Annotated in this window: 24 protein-coding genes; 19 read left to right on the forward strand and 5 right to left on the reverse strand. The window is 64.4% G+C overall.

The window, feature by feature from the left end:
- Positions 1 to 180: 180 nt before the first annotated feature.
- Positions 181 to 981, forward strand: coding sequence for an HAD family hydrolase (locus ACFC0O_RS24905; RefSeq protein WP_375963802.1), 801 nt, complete (start codon positions 181 to 183; stop codon positions 979 to 981).
- Between the two features lie 83 nt (positions 982 to 1,064).
- Here the strand turns inward: ACFC0O_RS24905 and ACFC0O_RS24910 are convergent, their stop codons facing one another.
- Positions 1,065 to 3,392 (reverse strand): N-acetylmuramoyl-L-alanine amidase, encoded by a 2,328-nt coding sequence (locus ACFC0O_RS24910; RefSeq protein ID WP_375961715.1) that lies wholly within the window; start codon positions 3,390 to 3,392, stop codon positions 1,065 to 1,067.
- 171 nt (positions 3,393 to 3,563) lie between these two features.
- Here ACFC0O_RS24910 and ACFC0O_RS24915 point away from each other — a divergent pair, with 171 nt between their 5' ends.
- A complete protein-coding gene (locus tag ACFC0O_RS24915; protein ID WP_375961717.1) occupies positions 3,564 to 4,811 on the forward strand; it encodes a SpoIID/LytB domain-containing protein in 1,248 nt (415 codons plus the stop codon).
- Between the two features lie 67 nt (positions 4,812 to 4,878).
- On the opposite strand, the gene ACFC0O_RS24920 is transcribed toward ACFC0O_RS24915, so the two are convergent.
- On the reverse strand, positions 4,879 to 5,709 hold the full coding sequence (locus ACFC0O_RS24920) for an MBL fold metallo-hydrolase (RefSeq protein ID WP_375961720.1): 831 nt from the start codon (positions 5,707 to 5,709) through the stop codon (positions 4,879 to 4,881).
- A gap of 99 nt (positions 5,710 to 5,808) precedes the next feature.
- Here ACFC0O_RS24920 and ACFC0O_RS24925 point away from each other — a divergent pair, with 99 nt between their 5' ends.
- Together ACFC0O_RS24925 and ACFC0O_RS24930 are read left to right on the forward strand one after the other, a co-directional pair.
- The gene (locus tag ACFC0O_RS24925) at positions 5,809 to 6,144 is read left to right on the forward strand and encodes a winged helix-turn-helix transcriptional regulator (protein ID WP_375961723.1); all 336 of its coding nucleotides are present in this window, start codon (positions 5,809 to 5,811) and stop codon (positions 6,142 to 6,144) included.
- Positions 6,145 to 6,198: 54 nt separating this feature from the next.
- Positions 6,199 to 6,429 (forward strand): hypothetical protein, encoded by a 231-nt coding sequence (locus ACFC0O_RS24930; protein WP_375963964.1) that lies wholly within the window; start codon positions 6,199 to 6,201, stop codon positions 6,427 to 6,429.
- On the opposite strand, the gene ACFC0O_RS24935 is transcribed toward ACFC0O_RS24930, so the two are convergent.
- The gene (locus ACFC0O_RS24935; RefSeq protein ID WP_375961725.1) at positions 6,352 to 6,606 is read right to left on the reverse strand and encodes a helix-turn-helix domain-containing protein; all 255 of its coding nucleotides are present in this window, start codon (positions 6,604 to 6,606) and stop codon (positions 6,352 to 6,354) included. The two genes, ACFC0O_RS24930 and ACFC0O_RS24935, sit on opposite strands and share 78 nt — an antisense overlap.
- 178 nt (positions 6,607 to 6,784) lie before the next feature.
- On the opposite strand from ACFC0O_RS24935, the gene ACFC0O_RS24940 reads away from it, so the two are divergent.
- The 3 genes from ACFC0O_RS24940 to ACFC0O_RS24950 all read left to right on the forward strand — a co-directional run bounded on the left by ACFC0O_RS24940 (position 6,785) and on the right by ACFC0O_RS24950 (position 8,651).
- Positions 6,785 to 7,438: a PE-PPE domain-containing protein gene (locus ACFC0O_RS24940; protein WP_375961728.1), complete on the forward strand. Its 654-nt coding sequence runs from the start codon at positions 6,785 to 6,787 to the stop codon at positions 7,436 to 7,438.
- A complete protein-coding gene (locus ACFC0O_RS24945) occupies positions 7,438 to 8,127 on the forward strand; it encodes a hypothetical protein (protein ID WP_375961731.1) in 690 nt (229 codons plus the stop codon). Before ACFC0O_RS24940 ends, ACFC0O_RS24945 begins: the two co-directional genes overlap by 1 nt.
- A gap of 107 nt (positions 8,128 to 8,234) precedes the next feature.
- Positions 8,235 to 8,651: a hypothetical protein gene (locus ACFC0O_RS24950; protein ID WP_375961734.1), complete on the forward strand. Its 417-nt coding sequence runs from the start codon at positions 8,235 to 8,237 to the stop codon at positions 8,649 to 8,651.
- A 71-nt stretch (positions 8,652 to 8,722) separates the two neighbouring features.
- Here ACFC0O_RS24950 and ACFC0O_RS24955 read toward each other — a convergent pair whose 3' ends face one another.
- Together ACFC0O_RS24955 and ACFC0O_RS24960 are read right to left on the reverse strand one after the other, a co-directional pair.
- Positions 8,723 to 9,307 carry a hypothetical protein gene (locus tag ACFC0O_RS24955; protein ID WP_364637034.1) on the reverse strand — a complete coding sequence of 195 codons (585 nt, stop codon included), beginning with the start codon at positions 9,305 to 9,307 and terminating at the stop codon, positions 8,723 to 8,725.
- On the reverse strand, positions 9,304 to 9,699 hold the full coding sequence (locus ACFC0O_RS24960) for a hypothetical protein (protein WP_375961738.1): 396 nt from the start codon (positions 9,697 to 9,699) through the stop codon (positions 9,304 to 9,306). Before ACFC0O_RS24960 ends, ACFC0O_RS24955 begins: the two co-directional genes overlap by 4 nt.
- A gap of 192 nt (positions 9,700 to 9,891) precedes the next feature.
- On the opposite strand from ACFC0O_RS24960, the gene ACFC0O_RS24965 reads away from it, so the two are divergent.
- The 12 genes from ACFC0O_RS24965 (at position 9,892) to ACFC0O_RS25020 (ending at position 20,692) form a co-directional block, all read left to right on the forward strand.
- Positions 9,892 to 10,305 carry a hypothetical protein gene (locus ACFC0O_RS24965; RefSeq protein WP_375961740.1) on the forward strand — a complete coding sequence of 138 codons (414 nt, stop codon included), beginning with the start codon at positions 9,892 to 9,894 and terminating at the stop codon, positions 10,303 to 10,305.
- Positions 10,306 to 10,710: 405 nt separating this feature from the next.
- On the forward strand, positions 10,711 to 10,920 hold the full coding sequence (locus ACFC0O_RS24970) for a hypothetical protein (RefSeq protein ID WP_375961742.1): 210 nt from the start codon (positions 10,711 to 10,713) through the stop codon (positions 10,918 to 10,920).
- The gene (locus ACFC0O_RS24975; RefSeq protein WP_364637040.1) at positions 10,921 to 11,217 is read left to right on the forward strand and encodes a hypothetical protein; all 297 of its coding nucleotides are present in this window, start codon (positions 10,921 to 10,923) and stop codon (positions 11,215 to 11,217) included.
- 273 nt (positions 11,218 to 11,490) lie between these two features.
- Complete coding sequence (locus ACFC0O_RS24980) at positions 11,491 to 12,108, forward strand: hypothetical protein (RefSeq protein ID WP_375961744.1); 618 nt, start codon at positions 11,491 to 11,493, stop codon at positions 12,106 to 12,108.
- A gap of 3 nt (positions 12,109 to 12,111) precedes the next feature.
- The gene (locus ACFC0O_RS24985; protein ID WP_375961747.1) at positions 12,112 to 15,030 is read left to right on the forward strand and encodes a hypothetical protein; all 2,919 of its coding nucleotides are present in this window, start codon (positions 12,112 to 12,114) and stop codon (positions 15,028 to 15,030) included.
- 30 nt (positions 15,031 to 15,060) lie between these two features.
- Positions 15,061 to 15,378, forward strand: coding sequence for a hypothetical protein (locus ACFC0O_RS24990; protein WP_375961750.1), 318 nt, complete (start codon positions 15,061 to 15,063; stop codon positions 15,376 to 15,378).
- Between the two features lie 38 nt (positions 15,379 to 15,416).
- The gene (locus tag ACFC0O_RS24995) at positions 15,417 to 15,854 is read left to right on the forward strand and encodes a hypothetical protein (protein ID WP_375961752.1); all 438 of its coding nucleotides are present in this window, start codon (positions 15,417 to 15,419) and stop codon (positions 15,852 to 15,854) included.
- A gap of 80 nt (positions 15,855 to 15,934) precedes the next feature.
- Positions 15,935 to 16,522 (forward strand): hypothetical protein, encoded by a 588-nt coding sequence (locus ACFC0O_RS25000; protein ID WP_375961754.1) that lies wholly within the window; start codon positions 15,935 to 15,937, stop codon positions 16,520 to 16,522.
- A 101-nt stretch (positions 16,523 to 16,623) separates the two neighbouring features.
- Positions 16,624 to 16,914: a hypothetical protein gene (locus tag ACFC0O_RS25005; RefSeq protein ID WP_375961757.1), complete on the forward strand. Its 291-nt coding sequence runs from the start codon at positions 16,624 to 16,626 to the stop codon at positions 16,912 to 16,914.
- A 68-nt stretch (positions 16,915 to 16,982) separates the two neighbouring features.
- Positions 16,983 to 17,291, forward strand: a complete 309-nt coding sequence (locus ACFC0O_RS25010) for a DUF5361 domain-containing protein (RefSeq protein WP_375961760.1) — start codon at positions 16,983 to 16,985, stop codon at positions 17,289 to 17,291.
- 54 nt (positions 17,292 to 17,345) lie between these two features.
- A complete protein-coding gene (locus ACFC0O_RS25015) occupies positions 17,346 to 19,802 on the forward strand; it encodes a hypothetical protein (RefSeq protein WP_375961762.1) in 2,457 nt (818 codons plus the stop codon).
- A complete protein-coding gene (locus tag ACFC0O_RS25020) occupies positions 19,799 to 20,692 on the forward strand; it encodes a phage tail protein (RefSeq protein WP_375961764.1) in 894 nt (297 codons plus the stop codon). The genes ACFC0O_RS25015 and ACFC0O_RS25020 overlap by 4 nt, the downstream gene beginning before the upstream one ends.
- The last annotated feature ends 16 nt before the right edge of the window (positions 20,693 to 20,708 follow it).

The raw sequence follows: 20,708 nt of genomic DNA on the forward strand, positions 1-20,708 counted from the left end.
ATCATAGGGAGTCCTGTGGATAACCGTGCGTTACGGAGCGCAGTGGCGGATAACGAGCAGGGCATCGGGGCGGTAACGAGGATCAGCCAATGCCGGGCAATTCACCCGGGCTGCACATTCCGGGCTCGGATTTCAGGCAGGATGGACTAGGTGACTCTCTTCCACCTGCCCAAACCCAAGATGGTCGCGACCGATGTCGATGGGACCCTCATCGACAATGGTGAGCAGGTGACACCGCGCACCAAAGCCGCGATCGACGCCCTCATCGCGGACGGCGTGCCCTTCGTCCTGGCGACCGGTCGCCCGCCCCGGTGGATCGATCCGGTGGTGGACGGACTCGGTTACGCGCCGCTGTGCGTATGCGGGAACGGCGCGGTCATCTACGACAGCGCGCAGGATCGAATCCTGGCGAGCCGAACCCTCGATGTGGAGACCCTGGCCTGGGCGGCGGATCTGGCCGAAACCCTGCTCCCCGGTTGCGGACTCGCCGCCGAGCGGGTCGGCGCGACCGCCCACGACGCCGCCACCCCGCAATTCGTGAGCTCCCCCGAATATGAGCACGCCTGGCTGAACCCGGATGACACCGAGGTCTCGCGCGCGGAGGTGATCGCGTCCCCCGCGATCAAAATGCTCATCCGCCTGCCCCGCATGACCAGCGGCGAAATGCGCGCCATCCTGGAACCCCACCTCACCGGCCGCGCCGACCTCACCTATTCCACGGACAACGGCCTGATCGAACTGTCCGCCCCCGGCGTCACCAAGGCCACCGGCCTGGCCAGCGTCGCCCAGCGCCTGGGTGTTCAGCACGCCACCATCATCGCCTTCGGCGATATGCCGAACGACGTCCCCATGCTCAAAATGGCAGGCCACGGCGTCGCCATGGGCAACGCCCACCCCGAAGCCAAAGCCGCCGCCGACGAAGTCGCCCCCGCCAACCATGAAGACGGCGTAGCCCAAATCCTCGAACGCTGGTGGCTCTGACCCCTCCGTCATCCCGGCATGCTTTTGGCCGGAATCCACACCTCTCGCGTGGAAACCCGGCCAATCGCATCAATCCCTGAAACCTACTGCCCCGCAGCAGCTTCCGGTATGGCAGCCGGAATCGGATCCGCCTGCTGCCCATTACCCAGCATCGCCGGAATCGGCGCGGGCCCCTGACCCTGTCCGGCGCCGAGGTTCTTCAGCACCGTAGTGACGATCCCGGTGATCTGGCTGAAAATTAGCGACCCGTTCTGGAAGTCGGTGCGCACCCCATCCTGCACCGGGTACTCCCCGCTGGTCGGCAGTCCGAGCGCCCCGGTCCCCGCTCCCAATTGCAGGAACCGTTCCAGGATCTTCCCGACCACCGCGAACGCCTGCCCATCCGGCGTCGAGTACACGTATCCGTTCACGAATTGCGCGTACTGTCCGCCGTTCGCGGTCGCGATCGGCTCCGACTTCGCCTGTCCCATGGGACCGTTCGGCCCACCGGACGCCTCGTAGTACTTGGCCACCGGACTGGTCTCGAGCATTCCGAGCAGCTTGGTGGTCAGATCCGCGAGCGTCGCCAGATCGGCCTCACTGCTCGGATTGCTTTGCGGCTGTTGCTGATTCCCCGCATTGCGCTGCGGCCGAGTCTGCGTCGGCCGTTGCTGCTGCGGGGGCGGCGGTCCACTCGGCTTGCCCGCGACATTCTCCGCGAGCGAGCGAATCCGGTCCATCAGGTCGTATGCCATATCACCCGGGCACGTGGTGTTGCCGACATCCCTGTGCGCGAACACATTCGGCAGTTTCACGGCCTGTCCGAGCGGATAGCGCGTGTAATCGCTGCCCTCGGAGTACATGGTGGTCTTGCCCTCGGGATCGATCCCGGCCACCTTGGCCCGCCAGCCGATGAAATTACCCATCGCCTGCATGGCTTCCTCGGTGGGCGCTTCCTCCTCGTGATTGCCCATGAACGCCACACCGGCGGTGTTGATATTGAATCCACCCGCGTGCGCGCCCTCGACGGGCCGATCCAGTCCGCCGAAGCGGCCTTCGAAGATCTGCCCGTACTTGTCGACCAGCGCGTTGTAGCCGATATCGCACCAGCCCAAGGTCTTCGCGTGATACGCGTAGATCGATCGCACGATGCCCGCGGATTCCGAGGCGGTGTAGTCATTGCGCCCCGCCGTGTGGTGCACGGTGATGGCGTTGACGGCGTCGTCGTAGGTGGGTTCCTCGCAGCGCAGCGATTCGTCCGCACCCCATTGCGCGCGGCTGATCACCTTGGGTCCGCCGCCGGGCAGCGGCGCGGCCACCCGATTGAGGTTCTCATCGGCCGCGCCACGGCCCGGATCGATGAGGATGGCGGCGAGTTTCTCCAGGTTGATCTGCGCCGGATCACCGTGATCGGTGAACGGCGCGACCTCCGGCTGCGCGGGCGTGGCCAGCGTGTCCGGGTTCGCGGGAGCGTTCGGCACCGGCTGCGCATCGGGGTTGGCCGCGGGCGCGGGCTGAGCCTCGGGATTGGCCGGCGCGTTGGGCGCGGGCTCCGGGGCGGCCTGAGCTCCGGGGGCGGCCTCGGGCGCCGGATTCGCCGGAACATCCTGTGCCGCAGGCGGATCCACGGGAGCCGCCACCGCGCGCCCGGTGTTCTTCTTGGTCACCAGGATCTGCACGGATTTGGTCTTGCCGACGTAGATCGGTTCGGTGCCGGTGCGCCCCGGCTTCTTGGCGGGGGTGTCGACGGCTTCACTGTCGTACCAGGGTCCCCAGCCACCATCGGAGCGTTTGGCGCGAATGTACGCGGTGGTCCCCACGAGTTCGGGCGCGGTGAGCGCCACCATGCTGAACGGGGTGTCCCGGCTGAGTTCCTTGACCTGCGCCCCGACCTTGTTGACCAGCTCGTTCGGCACGGCATTGGGGGCCAGGGCGGGAGTATTGAGATCGCCGGTGAGGTCCGGCTTCTGCACCGGTTTCGGTGCGGGGGAGGGGTTTCCGGTATCGGCGCCCGGCACCTCGGGGCCGGGGGCGGCGATGAATCCTGGTGCGCCGCCGGGGTTTACATAGTTTCCTGCGCCCGGCATACCGGGCCTGCCTAGTCGCGGTAACGGTATCTCGCTGGGTAAGCCGAGCCCCGGCGCGAGCCCGGGCGGAATGTGGATCGACGCCGGCAGCGGCAGCATGCGCAGATCGGAGAGATGCAGATCGGGCAGGTTCATCCCGGTCAGTTCACGGAGCGGCAGCACCAGATCGGGGGCGGAGGCGAGTGCGACCTCGGCCATTTCCGCTGGTATTGCTGCCGGATTGCTTGCGTCGGTGGGCTTGATGTCCCGAGAGTCTCCCAGCGCCAGAATGCCGAGCGGCGTCGTGATCGCCAGGATGGTGACAACCGGGAGAACATACGAGTGTTTCGTTCGGCGGTACGGCACGAGCAGCTCCCATTCGACGTAAAACCGTTGCGGATCGCCGGGGCCCGGGGTTGCTTCCCGGCGAACCAACGATCACACTAGTCCCAACTGTCACAATCCCTGAACGTGTGGTTGAGGATTAGCTTTCGGTAACTCGAATGTAGCTTCGGCTATCGACAGAATGGGTATGACATGCCGAACGGGCATCTACATCAACGTCGGAGACGGCGCCGCCTACTAGCCTTATCGGTCGCCGCGTGCACCCTGGGTGGCGCGACCGCGGGCCTGCTCTGGGCCTGGCCGGACGAGGAGTACGAATTCGTCAACAGTCCGGGTCACGGCCGCGGGCTGAGTCAGAACGGCGCGTTCGATCGCGCCGTCGGCGGCAATACCGCCGAGACGATCCTGGCGCACTACTACCCGGGCGCGCAGCTCGACACCCTCGCCTCGGTACCGGTTCGCGTCCGGCTCATGGGTCTGGACGACAAGACCCTCGACGTCGAATCCGAGACGGGTTTGTACGTCGCGGGCCGCCGGGTGGTTCCGGGCCAGGCCGCGCACCTCACGCCGACCGCCGCGGGCGCGGACGTCACCATCACCCAGGGCTGCGATGGCGCGGTGCTGTGGGAGGGAACGACCGACGATCCCTACGCGTATCCGCTGGAGAACGGCAGCAACCGGCCCAAGGACGAACACCTCGAGCTCTGCGAGGGATCCAACTATCGTGGCGTGCTCGGTGTCACGCTGGATGGCAACTCCAGCCGCGTGATCAACGAAGTCGATCTCGAGGACTACCTGCTCGGCGTGGTGCCCGCCGAGATGGTGCCCAACTGGGCGGATGAGGGCGGCTCGGAAGCCCTTCGCGCACAGGCGATCGCGGCCCGGTCCTATGTGCTGGCCGAACAGCGGTACTCCTATGCGCAAACCTGCGATACCACCGACTGCCAGGCGTATCCGGGGACGGACAAGGAAGACGCGCGCACCACGGCGGCCGTGCAGTCCACGGCGGGGCAGGTGCTGGTGCACGACAATCATGTCCTGCGCGCCGAGTACTCCGCCGCGCCCGATGGCGGCATTCCTAGCATCGACAATCTCGAGGTCGGTCCGGCGCTGAGCGAATTCCATTCCGCCCCAACACTTATCGATCCGACGGTGCCGACCTACACCGACCCGTCGTACACCGATCCGACCCTCGGCGATCCGTCCGGCACGGACCCGGGCTATTCCAACCCGGCCGCGCCACACGATCCGGCGGGCGCGATCCTCCGGAGCCTCGCCGATATGCTCGCACCGCAGCCGCGCCCGAACCGCGGCCTTTCCCCCGCAAGCCATTTCGGTGTTCCGGGAACCCTGGCCCCGACCACCGGACCCGTCATCCCCGGCAACACCATCGCCCCCAGCACCGCCTCCACCCCGACCCCGCCCGCCGCGCCCTTCTGATTCCGAGCGACTGGATGTAGTAACCGCTCGTCATCCCGGCATGCTTTTGGCCGGGATCCACGGCCCGCTACTGTGCCGTGGCCAGTTCACCGGCCACCGGGTCGGCCCCCAATGGCACTAGCCAGCCGAGCCCCGCGTCCGGCGCGAATTCCGCCATGCGGCTGGACAATTCGTCCTTCTGCGCGTCGGTGAGCGAATTCGCTCCGTCGCGCAGCCGGTCAACGGCCTCGCGGTACGTCACCAGGTATTTCCGCTGCTCGGCGAGAATCCCGATATCACCGGCGGGTCCATGTCCGGGGTACAGCGTCAGCCCGCCCAGTTCGGCGCTCAGTCGCTCCAGCGCCGCCAGCCATTCGGTCGAATGCCCGTCGGTCATATAGGAGTGCACACCGCAAAACGCGAGATCCCCGATGAACGCGACCCGCTGCTCCCCGCTCTCCACGAGAATCCAACTGTCGGAATGGCTTTCACCCGGACCGATCTCGTGCACGGTCACGCGCACGCCGCCGATCTCGATGGCAGATCCGCTCTCGACCAGGGTTTCCGGCACCCGGTACCGATCCGGCCATTCCGCCCCGTAGGTCGGACCCCACTGCGCCCGCTTGGCATCGGCGCTGTCCGCGATCACCTTGGCCACGGCGGCGGTCGAGTACACCGGCGTCTCCTCGGCCACCACGTACGGCAGCCCGTTGAAGTGGTCCGGATGCGGATGCGTCACGAACGCCGCCGCCACCGGCTTGCCGATCGCCGCGATCTTCTCCTTGAGCGCGTGCGCATCGGAGACCAGCAGCGTGGAGTCGATCAGCACGACCGCCTCCGCCGTCTCCACCAGGTATCCATTCACGAAAATGCCGTTCTCCCCGGCCGTGAACGTATGCACCTGAAATTCCTGCGACATGGTGTTCTTCCCTTCTCCACTACGGTGAAGACGAAGTTAGAACCGCCCACCACCCGCCGCCAGAAGGCACTTTCAAGTGCCCATACCCCGGGAGCCCCCATGCCCCTGGTGATACCGGATGTCCTGGAAGAATCCTGCGCCACCCGCCAAGCCCTGGAACGCCTCTCGTCCAAATGGCGAATCCTGCTGATCTACGCCCTCCTCGACGGCCCGCACCGCCACGCCCACCTCCGCCGCCGCCTCCCCGGCATCACCCAGAAAATGCTCACCGAAACCCTGCGCTCGATGGAGTCCGACGGTTTGGTCGAACGGCACGTCTATAAGGAGACAGCTCCCCAGCACATCGAGTACGCGCTGACCACCCTGGGCAAGTCCCTGGAGCAGCCCCTCGCCGCGATCTGCGATTGGGCGGTGCAGAACCAGGTGGGCGAGTAGCCGCTGTTGGTCCACTCGCCGGGTTTCCCGGATGTGTTGTGCCACACTGCGTTTGTGACGTGGTTCAGCCAGATCTTCGATGCCGAGGCCATGCGAGTGGTGGCCACTCGCCTGGGTGCCGAACTGGCACAGCGCATTTCGGGCGGTACCCCCACCCTCGAAGATCTCTTCCGCGTCTCGGCGGCCCTGAATCGCGATCCGGTGGATCTACTCCCCGCCAGCCTTGACGATCTCGACCGACCTGGCGACGATCTCCTGCGGCGAGATTTCCAGCGCAGTGCATAGCGCGTAAAGCTGTCCCAGATCCGGTGACCGCTCCCCATTCTCGAACCGCTGAATGGTGCTGACCGCCACCCCCGATACGGCGGCGAGCTGAGGCCGTGTCATGCCGCGCCGTCCACGGGCAGCCCTGAGCTCCCCGCCGACGGCGCGATTGAGTTCGTGGAGATCCCGCAGTTCCATATGGACTATTCTGAGGTCCGAACGGCCCAGTTGCAAACGACTCGAGAAAATCCGTGCCGTATCTCTGCCGTATCGTGCCAAAACAGTAACAGGTCCATACGGACTTGAAAAAGGTCCAAACGGACCTTAATGTGTTCCGTATGGACCTGTTCAGTTATCTTCCAGCCGAGGTATCCGCGTGATAGACGTTCTGATCGTCGGCGGTACGGGCGTCCCCTACGGCGAAAGCATCACCGACACCTTCTCCCGCACCCTCGACCACAGCCGCTTCGCGCCCCGCATGGTCCTGTATCCGGCCGACTACGGCCTGCGCGTCTCCTACGCCGAGAGCAGCGCCGCGGGGAAGGCCGCGCTGCTCTCGGCGATCAGCGATTCCGCGAATCGCGTTGTCATCGCGGGTTATTCGCAAGGCGCGGCCATTGCGGGCGATGTGGCCGCCGAAATCGGCCGCGGCCTCCACCCCGATCTCGAGGTCCTCGCCTGTGCCTTGATCGCCGACCCCCTCCGCCCTGCGGGTCAATGCATCACCCGGGACCCCGGCGACCCCATCACCGCGCTTCCCGCGGGCAACCCCCTGCGCACGGTCGCGGATCTGACTCAGTACTTCTGCATCTCTTCCCCCGAAGCCGCGTTGCGCTGGGGTCAATCCCTGGTCGACGCGGTCCTACACCAGCGAGTCCAGCGCTGGTGGGCTCCCAAGAACTGGTCCGCCTGGAGTGGAGCCCTCGCCTACGCCCGCGGCTACCTCACCGACGGCCGCCACACCGACGACTACGTCCGCCAGGGCCACGCCGCCCTGCTGGCCACCATCATCAACCGCGAGGTCGCCTGATGCCCAACACCGACCACCTTTACCTATCCCACGAGGCCATCCGGGAGCTGGCGACCGTTCTCGCCGAAATCCCCGATGTAGCAGAGGATCTCGAAGACGCGGTCACGCGCCGAGCCCGGCACAACGCCCCGAGTCACCGCCTGTCCTCCCGCACCAGCGATCAGCCGCTGCCCTTCAGTCCCACCGCCGCCCGCGCCCGAGACCACCTGCACGCCACCCTGGTCGCCTGGGTCCGCCTGATCTGCGAACAACGCGCCGTCCCCTACAAAGGTGACCCCACCACCCCCGGGCTCTCCCGCTGGCTCCACCGCAACCTCATCGCCTTCGCCATGACCGAAGGCGTCGAATCGGCTCCTGCCGAAATCCGCTCCGCGGTCGACGCTGCCCTGAACATCATCAGCCCCGCACCGGCAAAGCTGACCATCAACGCGTCCCAGCTGGCCGCCGCCCGCCGAACCAGACTGAACATGTCCGGAATAGCAACCCTCGCACGGGAACTGGGTGAACCCTTCGCGAAGGTGACCGTCCGCCGCATCCAAACCCTGCGCGACGCAGGCAAAATCACCCCCATCCCCGGCCCCTGGTCCCCCGACTGCCCCGAACAATTCACGGTCGGCGAAGTCCTCGACGCCCACCTCGCCCACCCCATGCGCCAACGAAAGTCACCACACCTCTCCCCGTGTCAGTAGACGTGTCAGGTGAGTGTCAGAGGCGTGTCAGCAGCTCCGTTCAAAGTGTGTACATCGAACAAAACGACCTGATCAACAGGTTCCCAACACCTTTCGAGGAGCACACCATGTCGAACAACACCACCGCTACCGTCACCCTGACCGACGAAGCCAAGTCCACCCTCCGCACCGCCGCCTACGGCACCGTCTCCCTCCTCGCCGCCGCCGGTGCGCCCCATAAGGGCAATGCCCAGGCTTCCATCGCCCTCACCTCGGCCACCGGCCTGGTAGGCCACGTCCTCTCCGCCAAGTCCAAGGACATCCACCTCACCGGCAAAACCGTCGCCGACCTCGCCGACCAGGTCCTCCCCGCCCTGACAGCAGCCATGACCCTCCTGGAAACCCACTCCCCGGCGGAGGCCACCAACTTCCGCGCCACCATCCAGGTAGCAGTAGAAGCCGCCCTCCAGTCCGGCAAGGGTGACCCCACCCCGGTCCTCATCGCCATGGCCAACAAGATCACCGAGGCCCTCGACGCCGCGTGACGGCCATGAGGCCGACGACCAGCCGTGCCACCGCGTCCCGATGAGGACCCGTGGCACGGCTCAGTCGTGTTTCAGTCGAGGTCGTCGAAAGTCTCGATCGCGGTTCTGAATGAATGCCCGGCCGCGGGTTCGATCAGTACGACGAAGTCGGGAAGTGCGGACGGGGTGGCGTCGCCCTCGTCATCCATGGCCCCGGGTTCCGCCTCCCAATCGAGAAGGTGCACCGTCACGGCGTAATCCCCAGCGGGAAGGTCGATTTCGGTGGGAACCATGTCCGCCACCGACGCCTCGGTATCGTCGAAAGCGCCGACACTCTCGATCCCACTCACCTTGGCAGTCCCCGTGGACCGGAACAGATACGGCTCCGAAGACTCCTGCAAATACTTGCGCTCCCGCGCGGTGAGCTCGGCCGCACCGGTAGCGTCCACCCGCACCAGCACCCCAAATCGCCCGTCGGCCAGGATATTCAGCGGAACCAGCTTCCCAGTCTGAATATGCTCCCCAACCGGCTCATCCTCGAGCAACTCCACCTCCCACCCGTCGTAATCCACGACGTGCGCGAAGCTGACCGGATCCCAAAGCGCAAGCATCCCCGACCCGGTAACCGCCGTGAACACACTATTGCCCGCCGCATCCGCCGACGATCTCGAACTCATGCCGCAGAGCTTCTCAGAAGGGTCCGACAACCCGGAATTCGGTTGTGCCATAACCCGGCTGAGGGCTTCCTGGAGCAACTGGAGAGCGCGCGGTCCGTCAGCTTCAGCCAATTCCGGGGTGGCAGTTCGGTGTCCATGAACTCCCGCCCCTTGGACGAAATCGATACGGAGACAGTGTCGAAGTGCACGCCGGTGAGTTCGAGCCGTTCGATACTGCGCGCGAGATCCTCGGTGACGATGAAGCACGGGGTCGATTCGAGTAGCGCGTCGCCCAGCCAGCCATCGAACCTGTACTCCAGCGCCGTCACTGTGACCGGCACTGTCGATCGGTCGTACCGGGTGCCACGGCCATGGCCGCCGGCGACTTCGGGCTCGACGAGATGAAATCCCATTCGTGCAGCTTAGAGGCCGGATTCCAATGGGGCTCCGTGGCTGTCACGGGAGGTTTCACGGTGTCAGTCGACATGTCAGCCGGGCGTCAGGGTGGTGTCAGCGGGGCCGGACAAAGTGTGTACATCGAACAAAGCAGCTCGGGCCGAACCGGTTCGGGCAAGCGCCACACACGATTTCGAGGAGTACACGAAATGTCTGTCACCACCATCGCCACCGTCACCCTGACCGACCAGGACAAGAGCGTTCTTCGCAGTGCCGCGTACGGCGCGGTTTCTCTGCTGGCTGCCGCCGGCGCCAAGGGCAATGCGCAGGCTTCGATCGCGCTGACCTCGGCTACCGGAGTGGTCGGCCACGTCCTGTCGGCCAAGTCCCGGGACATTGTGTTGCCGGGCAGGACCGTTGCCGAGTTCGCCGAGCATGTGTTCCCCAACCTGACCGCGGCGATGGCGATCCTGGAGCGGCAGTCACCGGCCGAGGCCGACAACTTCCGTAGCACGGTGCTGGTCGCGGTCGAGGCCGCGGTTCACTCGCGCAAGGGTGCCCCGAGCCCCGTCGTGAATGCGATGGCTCGCAAGATCGCCGATGCGCTCGACGCCGTGTATTAGGCCTTCTACCTGCGTCTTTCATGAATTTTCGAGAAGGGTGTTGACATTGGTCGCCGCTTAAGTGAAGCTATCTGCAGCGCCACAGTTGCGCCTTCATCCCGAATTCGCGGGAAACTCGCTCTCCGGCAAGAGGTTTCATCCTCTTCAGAGCATCTGTCTTCGAACCAACGGAACCCTCGATCCGCCAGTCGGATCGGGGGTTCTGTCGTTGAAGCATGCCTGCAGCCGTCGAATCAGGAGGTATTGCAATGGTTTTCGGTCTCACTCTGGATCAGTGGATCACCGTCGGCGGCCTCGTCGTCAAGTTGCTGGCCGCCGTCGCCCAGCTGATCGCCTAGCCCGCCCACGACCCTGCTTCCAGAGCGGCAATCGGGGTCCGTTGGCATTGCCGGAAGGAAGAATTTCATGCGTATCAATGGGGTTCCCGAGCCCGCTCTGGTGCGATCCGTGCTCGTCGCGATCACCGGCCTCGTCGCCTATTTCATTGGGCACCAGGTGAATACGGATTGGATCGACGCGGTACTCCAGCTCTACGGCCTGCTCACTCCCGTTATCGCGGGTCTGATCATCCGGCCGGCGGTGACTCCGGTACAGCGTCCGGGCGGTGAGGGCTGAATGCAGCAGTGGCTCAGCCCCGATCTCGTCCAAGCCACCGGCGCGGCCGCGGCGACAATCATCGGCGCGGTCACCGCCTGGCAGGCCCGCGAAGTCGGCAAACTCCGCGAACGCGTTGCGGCACTGGAGGATCAGGCCGCAACCGATCAACGCCGCTTCCGCGACGCCATCCGCCTCATCCGCGCCCTGCAAAGTCATATCGACGAGCTGCTGATCTTCCTGCGCCTGCACGTCCCCGGTCAGGAACCGCCCCCGGTCAAGTACCAGATCCCGGCAACTCTCGAAGAAGAACTCTGACGGTCCCCACCGTCATCGAAGCCCGTGCGGCCAGCCCCCGAAACCTCTCGACAGGTACACCGCGGGATTAGAGCCAGCCGCATGCCCGCCCCTGACGCACCGTCTCCCGCAGGTGGTCCGCGGTAGTAGACGTTCCCAGTTGCGCAGGGGCGCAATAGGTCCCGCCCCCGGGTGCCCCCCATTTCCCCGGGGGCGGGACCTTCCCACGTGATCCCGAGCCCGGACCGGGCCGAGGTTCAGCCACGCCCAGAACCGAAAGGCCCGCGAATCCCCATGTCCGGCAAGGAAATCATCGAATCGGTCCGCTTCGGCAACCACGCGGCCCCCTCCTCGGAATACGTGAAGACCGACACCGGCCAGCTGGTCACACCGGAATTCCTCGCCCTGCTCCAGCAGACGCTGTCGGGCAAACTCGCCGAACCCAAGCCGGACGAAGAGCAAGACCCCCAAGTCCGCGCTCTCGCAGAGGAACTCGCGGTAATTCACCTCCCCGAATGGCACAGCCAGGTGGGCCGCAAACTAGCCGACCCCACGGTGACCAGCATCAAACAGGCCACCCGAGTAGCCGAATACCTCGTCAAGCGTGGCGTCCGAGTCCATCCCGACCTCGAAGAAATCCGCTGGCACCCCACTCCGGGCGGCCTCCCCGGCGCCTTCGACACCGGCATGCACACCACCCCCGACGAAAACGGCAACTGGCCCACCCCCGACCCCGAAACCTTCTACGACCTCGACCTCATCGAGGTGAAGCAAACCGACGAAGGCTTCTGGTCCGCCACCCACCCCCGCGGCCTCTCCACCGAAGCCCCCACCAAAACCGACGCCTACGCCACCCTGGTCAACCAACTCCGCCAGCGCATCAACGAAGCGCGCGCATCCCGTGAGGAGTGATCAATGTCGATCGCCCCAACCGTCGATGCCCCGGACTGGGTGGCCACCCGCGCCGCAGCTTGGAATCAACTGATCAGTGGCACCGTAGGCGAGCTTAACCTCGGATCTTCCAGTGGTGGAAGAACGTTCAATTTTCCACGTATGACGTCCGGTGAGGTTGTCAACCAACTGAACCGAATCAACAACGCGCTGGGTCTCGTGCCCGATACAGGCAGTTCGGCCTTGTCCGGCACGCCCACCAACGTGCCCCAGGCGCAGTTCGTCGCCGATCCTGACGCCTTCGTCAATTTCGACGACCAGAATCGCCGGATTCCAACACCCGGGACGGTGCCGAACCCAGGTTCAACCCTCGAGACTGCTCCCGCTCCGGCTGTACCGACGCCAGTGAACCCGCTGAATGAGCCACCCATTCAGGTGCCTGCGACGCAACCGTCGACGCCGAGCGGACCGGCAACGAGTCTGCTGGATATGCCTAATACGGGCGGCCGCCCGGAAGGCAGTACTTGGGACGGCAAAATGCTCGATGGCCGCCCAGTCAAGTACTTCATTCCCCAGGGGAATGGTTCGAACACGGTCGACCTCGAAATCACCAATCCCAACGGCACCATCGATCGCTGGCGCATCGCCAGCGATGGTCATGGCGGACTACAGCATTGGCATGACGACGCCGACGGCAACTCTTCCTATGCGAGCCGCACAGACCCGAACTCGAACTGGTATGTGCAGAGCTTCGATCCTGGGGCGTCGACATCGGCCGCTCCGAGCCACGACCTCGAAGCCACGGCGACCTTCAGCCACGTCTTCACTCCGTCATTCGACGCGAACGGCAACCGCGTCGGAACAGACGTCGGAATCCTGAACCAATTCGGATTCTATGACAACAACCACGTCGACAACTACGGCAACCTGACGATGACCACCGCTCGGCCTGACGGAAAAGGCGGGGTAACAAGCAGTTTCGTCAAACAGCTCGACAGCAACAGTTGGCGATTCGGCAGCGACGGCCAGATCTGGGAGATGGGCACCGATCTGCGCGGCCACACCACATACGGCCGCACGGAGTCGGACGACGAGGGCACACACTCATTCCTCATCTCCGACAACGTCCTCTACGACTCGTTCTACGGCAGAAATGGCGGACGGGGCTCCCACACAGACCAATACAACTTCGACGGAACGATCACCCGAACCATCCCGAACGGCCCCAAGCTGCTCATCCGTCGCGACGGTACTCATACGGTGCTGCGAGATGCCCCCGGCGGCTACGACAGTGTGACCAAGGCGCTGATGACCGGATGGGACGTGCTGAAGGGCATGGGTTCCAGCCTCAAGACCTGGGGCACAGACCTGATCTCAACCTTCGATTTCCGCCCGGGCCTCCTAGCCGCCGGAAACCCAACAAACCAGGCCTACCAAGCCGCCGCGGCCGAGCACTTCGAGCGCACCAACGCCGCCATCCAGGCCCCCTTCTATCTCCTGATCATCGATCCTGCCGAGACGGTGGCAAAAGCGGTCTACTACAAGTACAGCGGCGCAATGCTGGGCTTGACCGGCGACCCAATCACCCCGGGCGGCCGTATTCGCGCCCAGCAGGGCATCGACCAAATGAACAAAGCCCCCAGCGACATCGAAACCCTCCTTGCCGCCTCGACCTTCTTCTTCCCCGAATCAGCAGCAGCCCGAGCCGGCGCTACCACCGCCCTTCGTGGAGCGGACCTGGCCCTTGCTGATCTGGCTGCAACCGCAGCGAGAAAACCGCTGACCCAACTGTCGACCTCGACTATGTGGTCGGGAACGAACGCCCTCAAGTTCGAGGTGATGCCAGCCACGAGGAGCGGGTTCGGGGTTGCCGAAATCCCGACGAAGGCCGGAATGGACCGCTGGTTGCCGTCAAGCTTCTCCGACATGCCTGCCGCGATTGTGCCGAAATCGGGTTCAAACGTTTCGCTTGTGCAGGTGATTTCTTCGAAATACGGTCTCACCGCATTCGATAGAAATGCAAGCATTGCGCATCAGGGACTTCAGCTGGATCGTGCATTACGGCTCGGAGACGATATTTCCCGTTCGTCCGAGAAACTGGTAGTTCAAACCGAGCAGTATTTGCAGCTCCAGATCGGACATTCACCGGTCGCGGCCAGTGTTCATTCCGGAGCGGGCGGGGGATTTGGAGCTGCGGGCGCGCCTGCCCGCGTTGGCTCATCATCGGTTTCGCGCTCGTCTGGCGCGAGTTCCGCCAGCCCCGGACGGGGAACCTCGGCTACTGGTGGGCGTCCCCCGTCCCCGCCCCGCGGTTCGTCAGGTGGAGGCGGTGGTGCGGTTTCCGGTGGACCCAGTGGTCCTGTGCCTAACCCTGCCTTTAAAAGGGCGCCAACAGGGTCGGTCGATGTCACGCTGCCGGACGGGCGAGTATTGAAGGCCGGCGAGTACAAAGTAGTCGTCAAAGGTCAAGGGGATGTGAAGTACTATTCCGACAGCAAAGGCCGACCAGACGTGGCTGTTGCTGAGCTGGAGCCGCCGCCGCCGGGACGCCCTAAAGTTGGTGTGAGTGGCAAGCCGTACCCTCTCGGCTGGCTGCGCGGTATCGATAATCGAGGGCATATGGTGCCCGAGATCGGGGTGAAAAATGAGAAATGGGCGAATGTAAACGAAAATCTATTCGCGCAGCACGTTAAAGCGAACCAGCCTGGGAAACGGGATTGGGAGGATGCCGCAGTAGCCTGGGCTCGCAAGCATCCAGGTACGAAAATGCAGGCTACCGTCCTGACGAGATACAGATCTGGTAGACCTAGATTGACAGAGTATCGACTTTACGACAAAGACTGGAACGAGATACCTGGATTCCATCTCAAGTTGGATAATCCGACAAGTCTGAGTAGATACTTCATAACTACACCCAGAAATCCGGTATGGCCCACACCTTAGCGATGTGGGTGGCAATGAGTGGAGCTGAGCATGCAAGAGAGCAAATTTTCCTATTCGGATCAGCATGCCGCCGATATGTCAATTTACGCCGAAGTGCTCTCGTTGTTGCGCGATGATGAGCGGTCTGCCGAGCTTGTTATAGCGGTCGATGGGCCGACGATCTCCATCGAACTGAATTCCAGCTTGCAATCGATGATTATTCCGACAGAAGAATTATGCACAGCGATCGGATTCATGGTCGAAGCGCACGAAAATTCTGCCACGGGTTTGACGCGGGCATTCTATCAATACCAGAAAATAGATTCTGGTCGATGGCGGATGATCACCGATTTCACGTATGACGAATAGCTCTACTTGGTAATTTGTTGAAAGAAAGGAGGTTGACGATGCCTGAACGGATCGTTTTTTCTGATATCGAGAAGATCTTGACTGATTTTCTGACAGCGCAGTTCGCTGCGTTATCGGAGACCGCGAAAGCTGTTACGAAGGTGCCGGATCCCAAGCCGACGCGGATGGTGCGGGTCAGCCGCAACGATCGCAAGGCTCGGGGGGATGTCGAGGATCAGGTTGGGCGGCGTGGTGCTCAGTTGGTTCTCGATAAGCCTCGGGTTGTTTTCGAGTGTTCTGATGATGCCGGGAATGCGGCGGGGCTGGCTGCGCTGGTGCGCAGCATTGTGAATGCTGCCGCGCCCGGGTACATCGGCAATGTGTGGTGTGACTACGTGGAAGATGTGGGGGAGGAGAATGACACCGATCCGGTGACCGCTGCCCCGCGGTACACGATTGTCACCGACTTGATTGTGCGAGGCACTGTTCTCGCGTAACTCCCACTGCGGTGCGAGTTGATAACTGAATAAGCACGATTCCCGAGGGCCTGCGCAACATCCCAAGGGAGATAACAACAATGGCTCTGCCTTCCAGCAAGTACATCGGCTCCGGCACTCCTAACCTCGCGGTCACCGGTGGCGTTCTCGTCGCCCCGATCGGCACCGCGCTTCCGGCCACTGCGGCCGACGTCATCAATGCCTCGTTCAAGCCCCTGGGTTACGTCTCCGAAGACGGCATCGAATCCCAGGGTGAGCGCAAGGTCGAGACGGTCAAGGACTGGAACGCCGATATCATCGCCAAGCTGCAGACCGAGCACTCGGTGCGGTTCGGGCTTACCCTTTACGCCGCCTGGGACAAGGATGTGCTGGGCGAGGTGTTCGGTCCGAGCAACCTGACCGTCACCCCGGCCACCGCCACCACCGGCACGCTGCTGAAGATCAACGAGACCGGTTCGGTGCTGCCGCGCCGCGCTTGGGTTTTCGACATGCTGAACGACAAGAAGAAGCTGCGGATCGTGCTTCCGAACGCACAGATCTCCGCCGTCACCGAGAAGAAGTTCGTCTCGAATGAGCTGGCCGGCTTCACCATCACCGTCGAAGCGTTCAAGGACGACACCGGTATCAAGGCGTACCGCTACCTCGACGACGGCATCACCACCGCCTAATTAGACCCCCAGCGGCGACGGGTTACACACCTATGCGCAGGCCCGCTCGTCGCCGCTGGGCCTTTCCCTGTCACAAAATCAACGAAAGGGTCTGTGTACCAATGACTTCCCCGAAAGCCCCCATCACCATCTCGACCCCGACCAAGGTGAAGGACGACTTCTCCTACAGGGTGAACGGCATCGAAATCGAGTTGCCGTCGCTGTCCTACCTCAAGCCGGGCCTGGTGCGACGCATCCGCCGCCTGGGCGACGTGGACGCGATGTACACCCTGCTGGAACTGACTCTTACACCGGAAGCGCTTGCGGCCCTGGACGATATGGATCCGGACGCCTACCACGAACTGCTGGAGGCCTGGCGCGCGCACTCAGGGATCAGCCTGGGGGAATCCTAGGCCTCGATGTTCTTCTCGAAGAGCATTCCGAGGCAATCGAATACGACCTGATTGCTCTCGGCCTGCGGTTGCGCCGGCTCAGCACCGATGAGCTGAGCTGGCGCGACCTCAAGGCCATCGTCAAGTTCCTGCCGCCGGATTCGGCGTTGACCCGCCATATGTACGCCGAGACCAGCCGCTGGCAACTCGACCAGTATCTGCTCGCCGATATGGCCGACTGCCTGCGCTGGCTGGTGTGGTCCAAGAGCGACGACGCCCGGCACGGGCGCAACCGGCCGGAACCGATTCCGCGCCCCGGCCTCGAATCTGGTCGCGAAAAGCTCGGCACGGCAACGGATATCAACCAGATCAACGAATTCCTCGGCTGGAGCCAGTAGTCACGTCGCCGATGGCCGAGCTCGGGCGCAATCAGCTCAGAAAGTGGATGAATTGTGGACAAGCAACGCCCATCGGCGATGACACTGCCGGACATTCTGGCGATGACGAGCAGCGGGCAGCCTGGGCCTGGCAAGAAGGTCACGCTGCCCAGCGGTGCGCTGTGGGAAGGCGGCCCCACCGCGGGGACCTCGCTGATCACCCTGCCCGACGGCGATCCGATCCTGATCGCGGACAACGGTTCCGGGCTCTCCAACTCGATCGTAGGCCGCTCCGGACCGTTCGGGGCGATGGCCCGCGTCTTCGAAGAAGTCCTCGGTCACGTGCCGAGCTTCTTCGCCAATCGTGTAGCCGCGCAGGCGCTCGAGCTGGTTCGCGGCCTCCCGGAAGCGGATGAGCGCGAAACCGAGACCCGCATAGTCAAATTCAGTTCTAAGGCCACGCTCCTCAACCCAGCCAAGAGTCGGAATCGATCCGGCTCATCGAGTGATGATGCGGAAACGTTCGGCGTAGAGCCGATCCGCCGCGCCAACGGCGGCTACATCGACGAGTCCGAGTATCGGAACCGTGCCGCCGGAATGGTGCGCGGGCCCGGCGGCTCAACCGGCGACGGTGTACCCCTGCGCGCCTCCGATGGCGAGTTCGTCGTCAGAGCCTCGGCGGTCGACAACACCCTGCCGCTGCTGGAGATGATCAACTCCGGCTGGGTCCCGTCGGCGCGCTTCCTTACCGGGATGTTGCAGCAATTCAGCGGCCCCGCAACCGATCCCACCACCGACGCGCAGAACTGGCGCGACATGCTCGGCCAGGGCGTCATCGCCGACAGCATCGGAAACATCGGTAGTGCCGCGCTGAACACCGGCGCGTGGGCGGGAGCCGCACTCGGCTCAGCCCTGGCCCCGATGTTCCGGCCCGGTGGCCTGCTCGCGCCCCGGCCCGGTGCGGGCGGTTCCCCGGCGACACCGGGTGATTCCGCGCAATCGCAGTCCGGGATAACAGCGTCGATGCAGGCGACCCCCTCCGGCATTCTCGGAATGTTCGGCGGGTCGAGCGCCTCCAGCTCCGCCGGTGACGGTACCGAATTGACCTCGCTCGCACAGGCTCTCAGCTCCGGCATCGCCGGTGCGGCGACCGCGGCGGGTAGCACCCTCGGGTCGATGCTCGGCAATGCCATCAAGCCCGCGCTGGGTCCGGGCGGTGACCTCGCCCCGCAGATCGGTGAGCAGCTCGGCCGGTTGATCGGATCGCAGTTCGGCGGTGCGCTGACGGCGTCGATGAGTGTGAAAACCGAAGGTGGCCAGCTCGGTTCGGGTGGTGGCCTGGGTGGCGGTACCTCGGTCGGCGGTGGAACATCCGTCGGTGGTGGAAACCCGGGCGGTGACGGAACTCCCGCAGGAGGCAACGGTGACACCGGTGGCCCCGAACCGACAGGAGACAATGGCGGCGGAACCACCGTCGTCGACACCTCGGGCCCGGCCGGTGGCTCCGGAGGGGGCTCCTCGGGCGGTACCCCGGACTTGACGTCCCGCTGGGAATATCTGAACGGCCAGGACGGTAATGGCAATCCGGTTTCGGGCTGGGCATATTTGGTGCCCAAATCGGAGGAAGTGGGCGCGCTCAAGTCCGAGGTCCCTGATGGGATGGCGGTCAGCCAGTACCTCAAGGACGACGGCACCGGCCCGTTCATCCGCGATACATCCGGGACGAGCTGGATCGATGCGCTCACGGGCAAGACCGACCCCGCGGAGGCGCAGGACCTGGTCGGCACCGGCCACCGATACAACCCGAACTCGGGCAATTTCGGCGATTTGCTCCAGGTAGTCGCGGACAAGGCCGGAGGTAATTTCGGCGAGCTGCTCAAGCCGATTCTGGGCGAGAACGCGCCGGAAATCGTTAAGTCCCTGGCCGAGAGTTTCACGAAACCGATCGGTGACGCGTACAACGCCGCCGACCCGAATCACGAGTACACCAACACGCTCGGGACCTGGCTCAGCAATACGTTCGGCATCAAGTGGACTCCCAACGGGCAGAGCAGCTCGTCGAGCGGCGGCCAGCTCAGTCATGAACAGCAGACCGGCGTCGCCGCCCTCGAATCCGGCGTCCAGGGCCTGCAACAGCACGGCCTACTGGGCGGGCTCACCGGAGCCATCTCCGGTGCGTTCTCCACCGGCGGCAGCCTGATCGGCGGCGCCATCGGCACCGCCATCGCGCCCTTCCTGGGCCCGGCCGCCGCACTCGGTCCCGCGATCGGCTCATTCCTCGGTTCGATGGCAGGCGGCGTCATCGCCTCGGAATTCACCCGCCCCATCGAATGGGCCGGAAACGCCATAAAAGAGCTCGTCGGAACAGGTTTCGGTCTCACCGATCTGGCCGACGGCCCGGGCGGCCGCACCATGCGCGGCGATATCTACAACTTCAACGGAACAGACCCCAAGAGCGCGTCCATCGCGACGGAGCGGGTTCGCCGGCGCCGGGCTGTGGCGCAGCAACGCGGAGGAGGTATGGGGCGATGACCCACCAACTTTTGGAAACCCACGGCACCAAGATCGTGGTGTGGGATGTGAACGGCCGGGTGTGGCATCTGTCCGGCGCCAACTCCGGGCGCGAGGGCGTGCGATTGTCCCAGCAGAACGGCTTCATGTTCGCGCCCGTGCAACTGCTGATCACCGAGGGCGCGCGACAGGACGGCGCGACCTTCGAGCGCTCGGTGCGGTCGAAGAAGGAATGGGATTTCCTGGTCGTCATCACCGGCGCCTCGAAGGATCCGAGCGTGGACCCGGTCCGGGATTTCCACGCCGTGCACGATGCCTGGTTCCGGGGCTGGTCCACCGATAAGCCGGTGACGGTCGGGTACTTCACCAGGCATCAGGGCTGGCGGTTCCAGCAGGCCCAGCTCGATGCCGCCCCGGAGCCGGTCGCCAGCATCGATCCGGCGGTGAATGCCCTTGCGGCGTACAAGATGTCGGCGATGGCGATGGATCCGCTGGAGCACCACCTCGAGGAGAGCTCGGTGTGGACCAACACCGCGGGCGTCGGGCAGGGCATCGTGCGTGTGCGCAATGCCGCCGACCAGCCCGCTTGGCCGCGGTACACCATGAACGGCCCCGGCCGCTGGTTCATCACGGATCCGACCGATGGCCCGCTGCCACGCCTGGTTCAGACCCCGGTGCTGGCGGCCGGTGAGACGCTCCGGATCGACACCCATCCGAGGCACCGCACCGCCCGCGTCTACTCCGGAAACAGTCCGGAGGGCCGAAATGTATGGGCACAGTTGGCCGGTCGGCGCTGGCTGGCGCCCATGGACCCGTGGAGTTCCACTGATATCACCGTGCGCGTCGAGGGCGGATCGCTCGCCTCGAGCCTGATCGCCACGGCCACCCCCCGCTCCTCGCGGCCGTTCTGATGACCGGCGCCGAAAG

This window comes from Nocardia sp. NPDC056100 (assembly GCF_042266325.1).
GTDB lineage: Bacteria > Actinomycetota > Actinomycetes > Mycobacteriales > Mycobacteriaceae > Nocardia.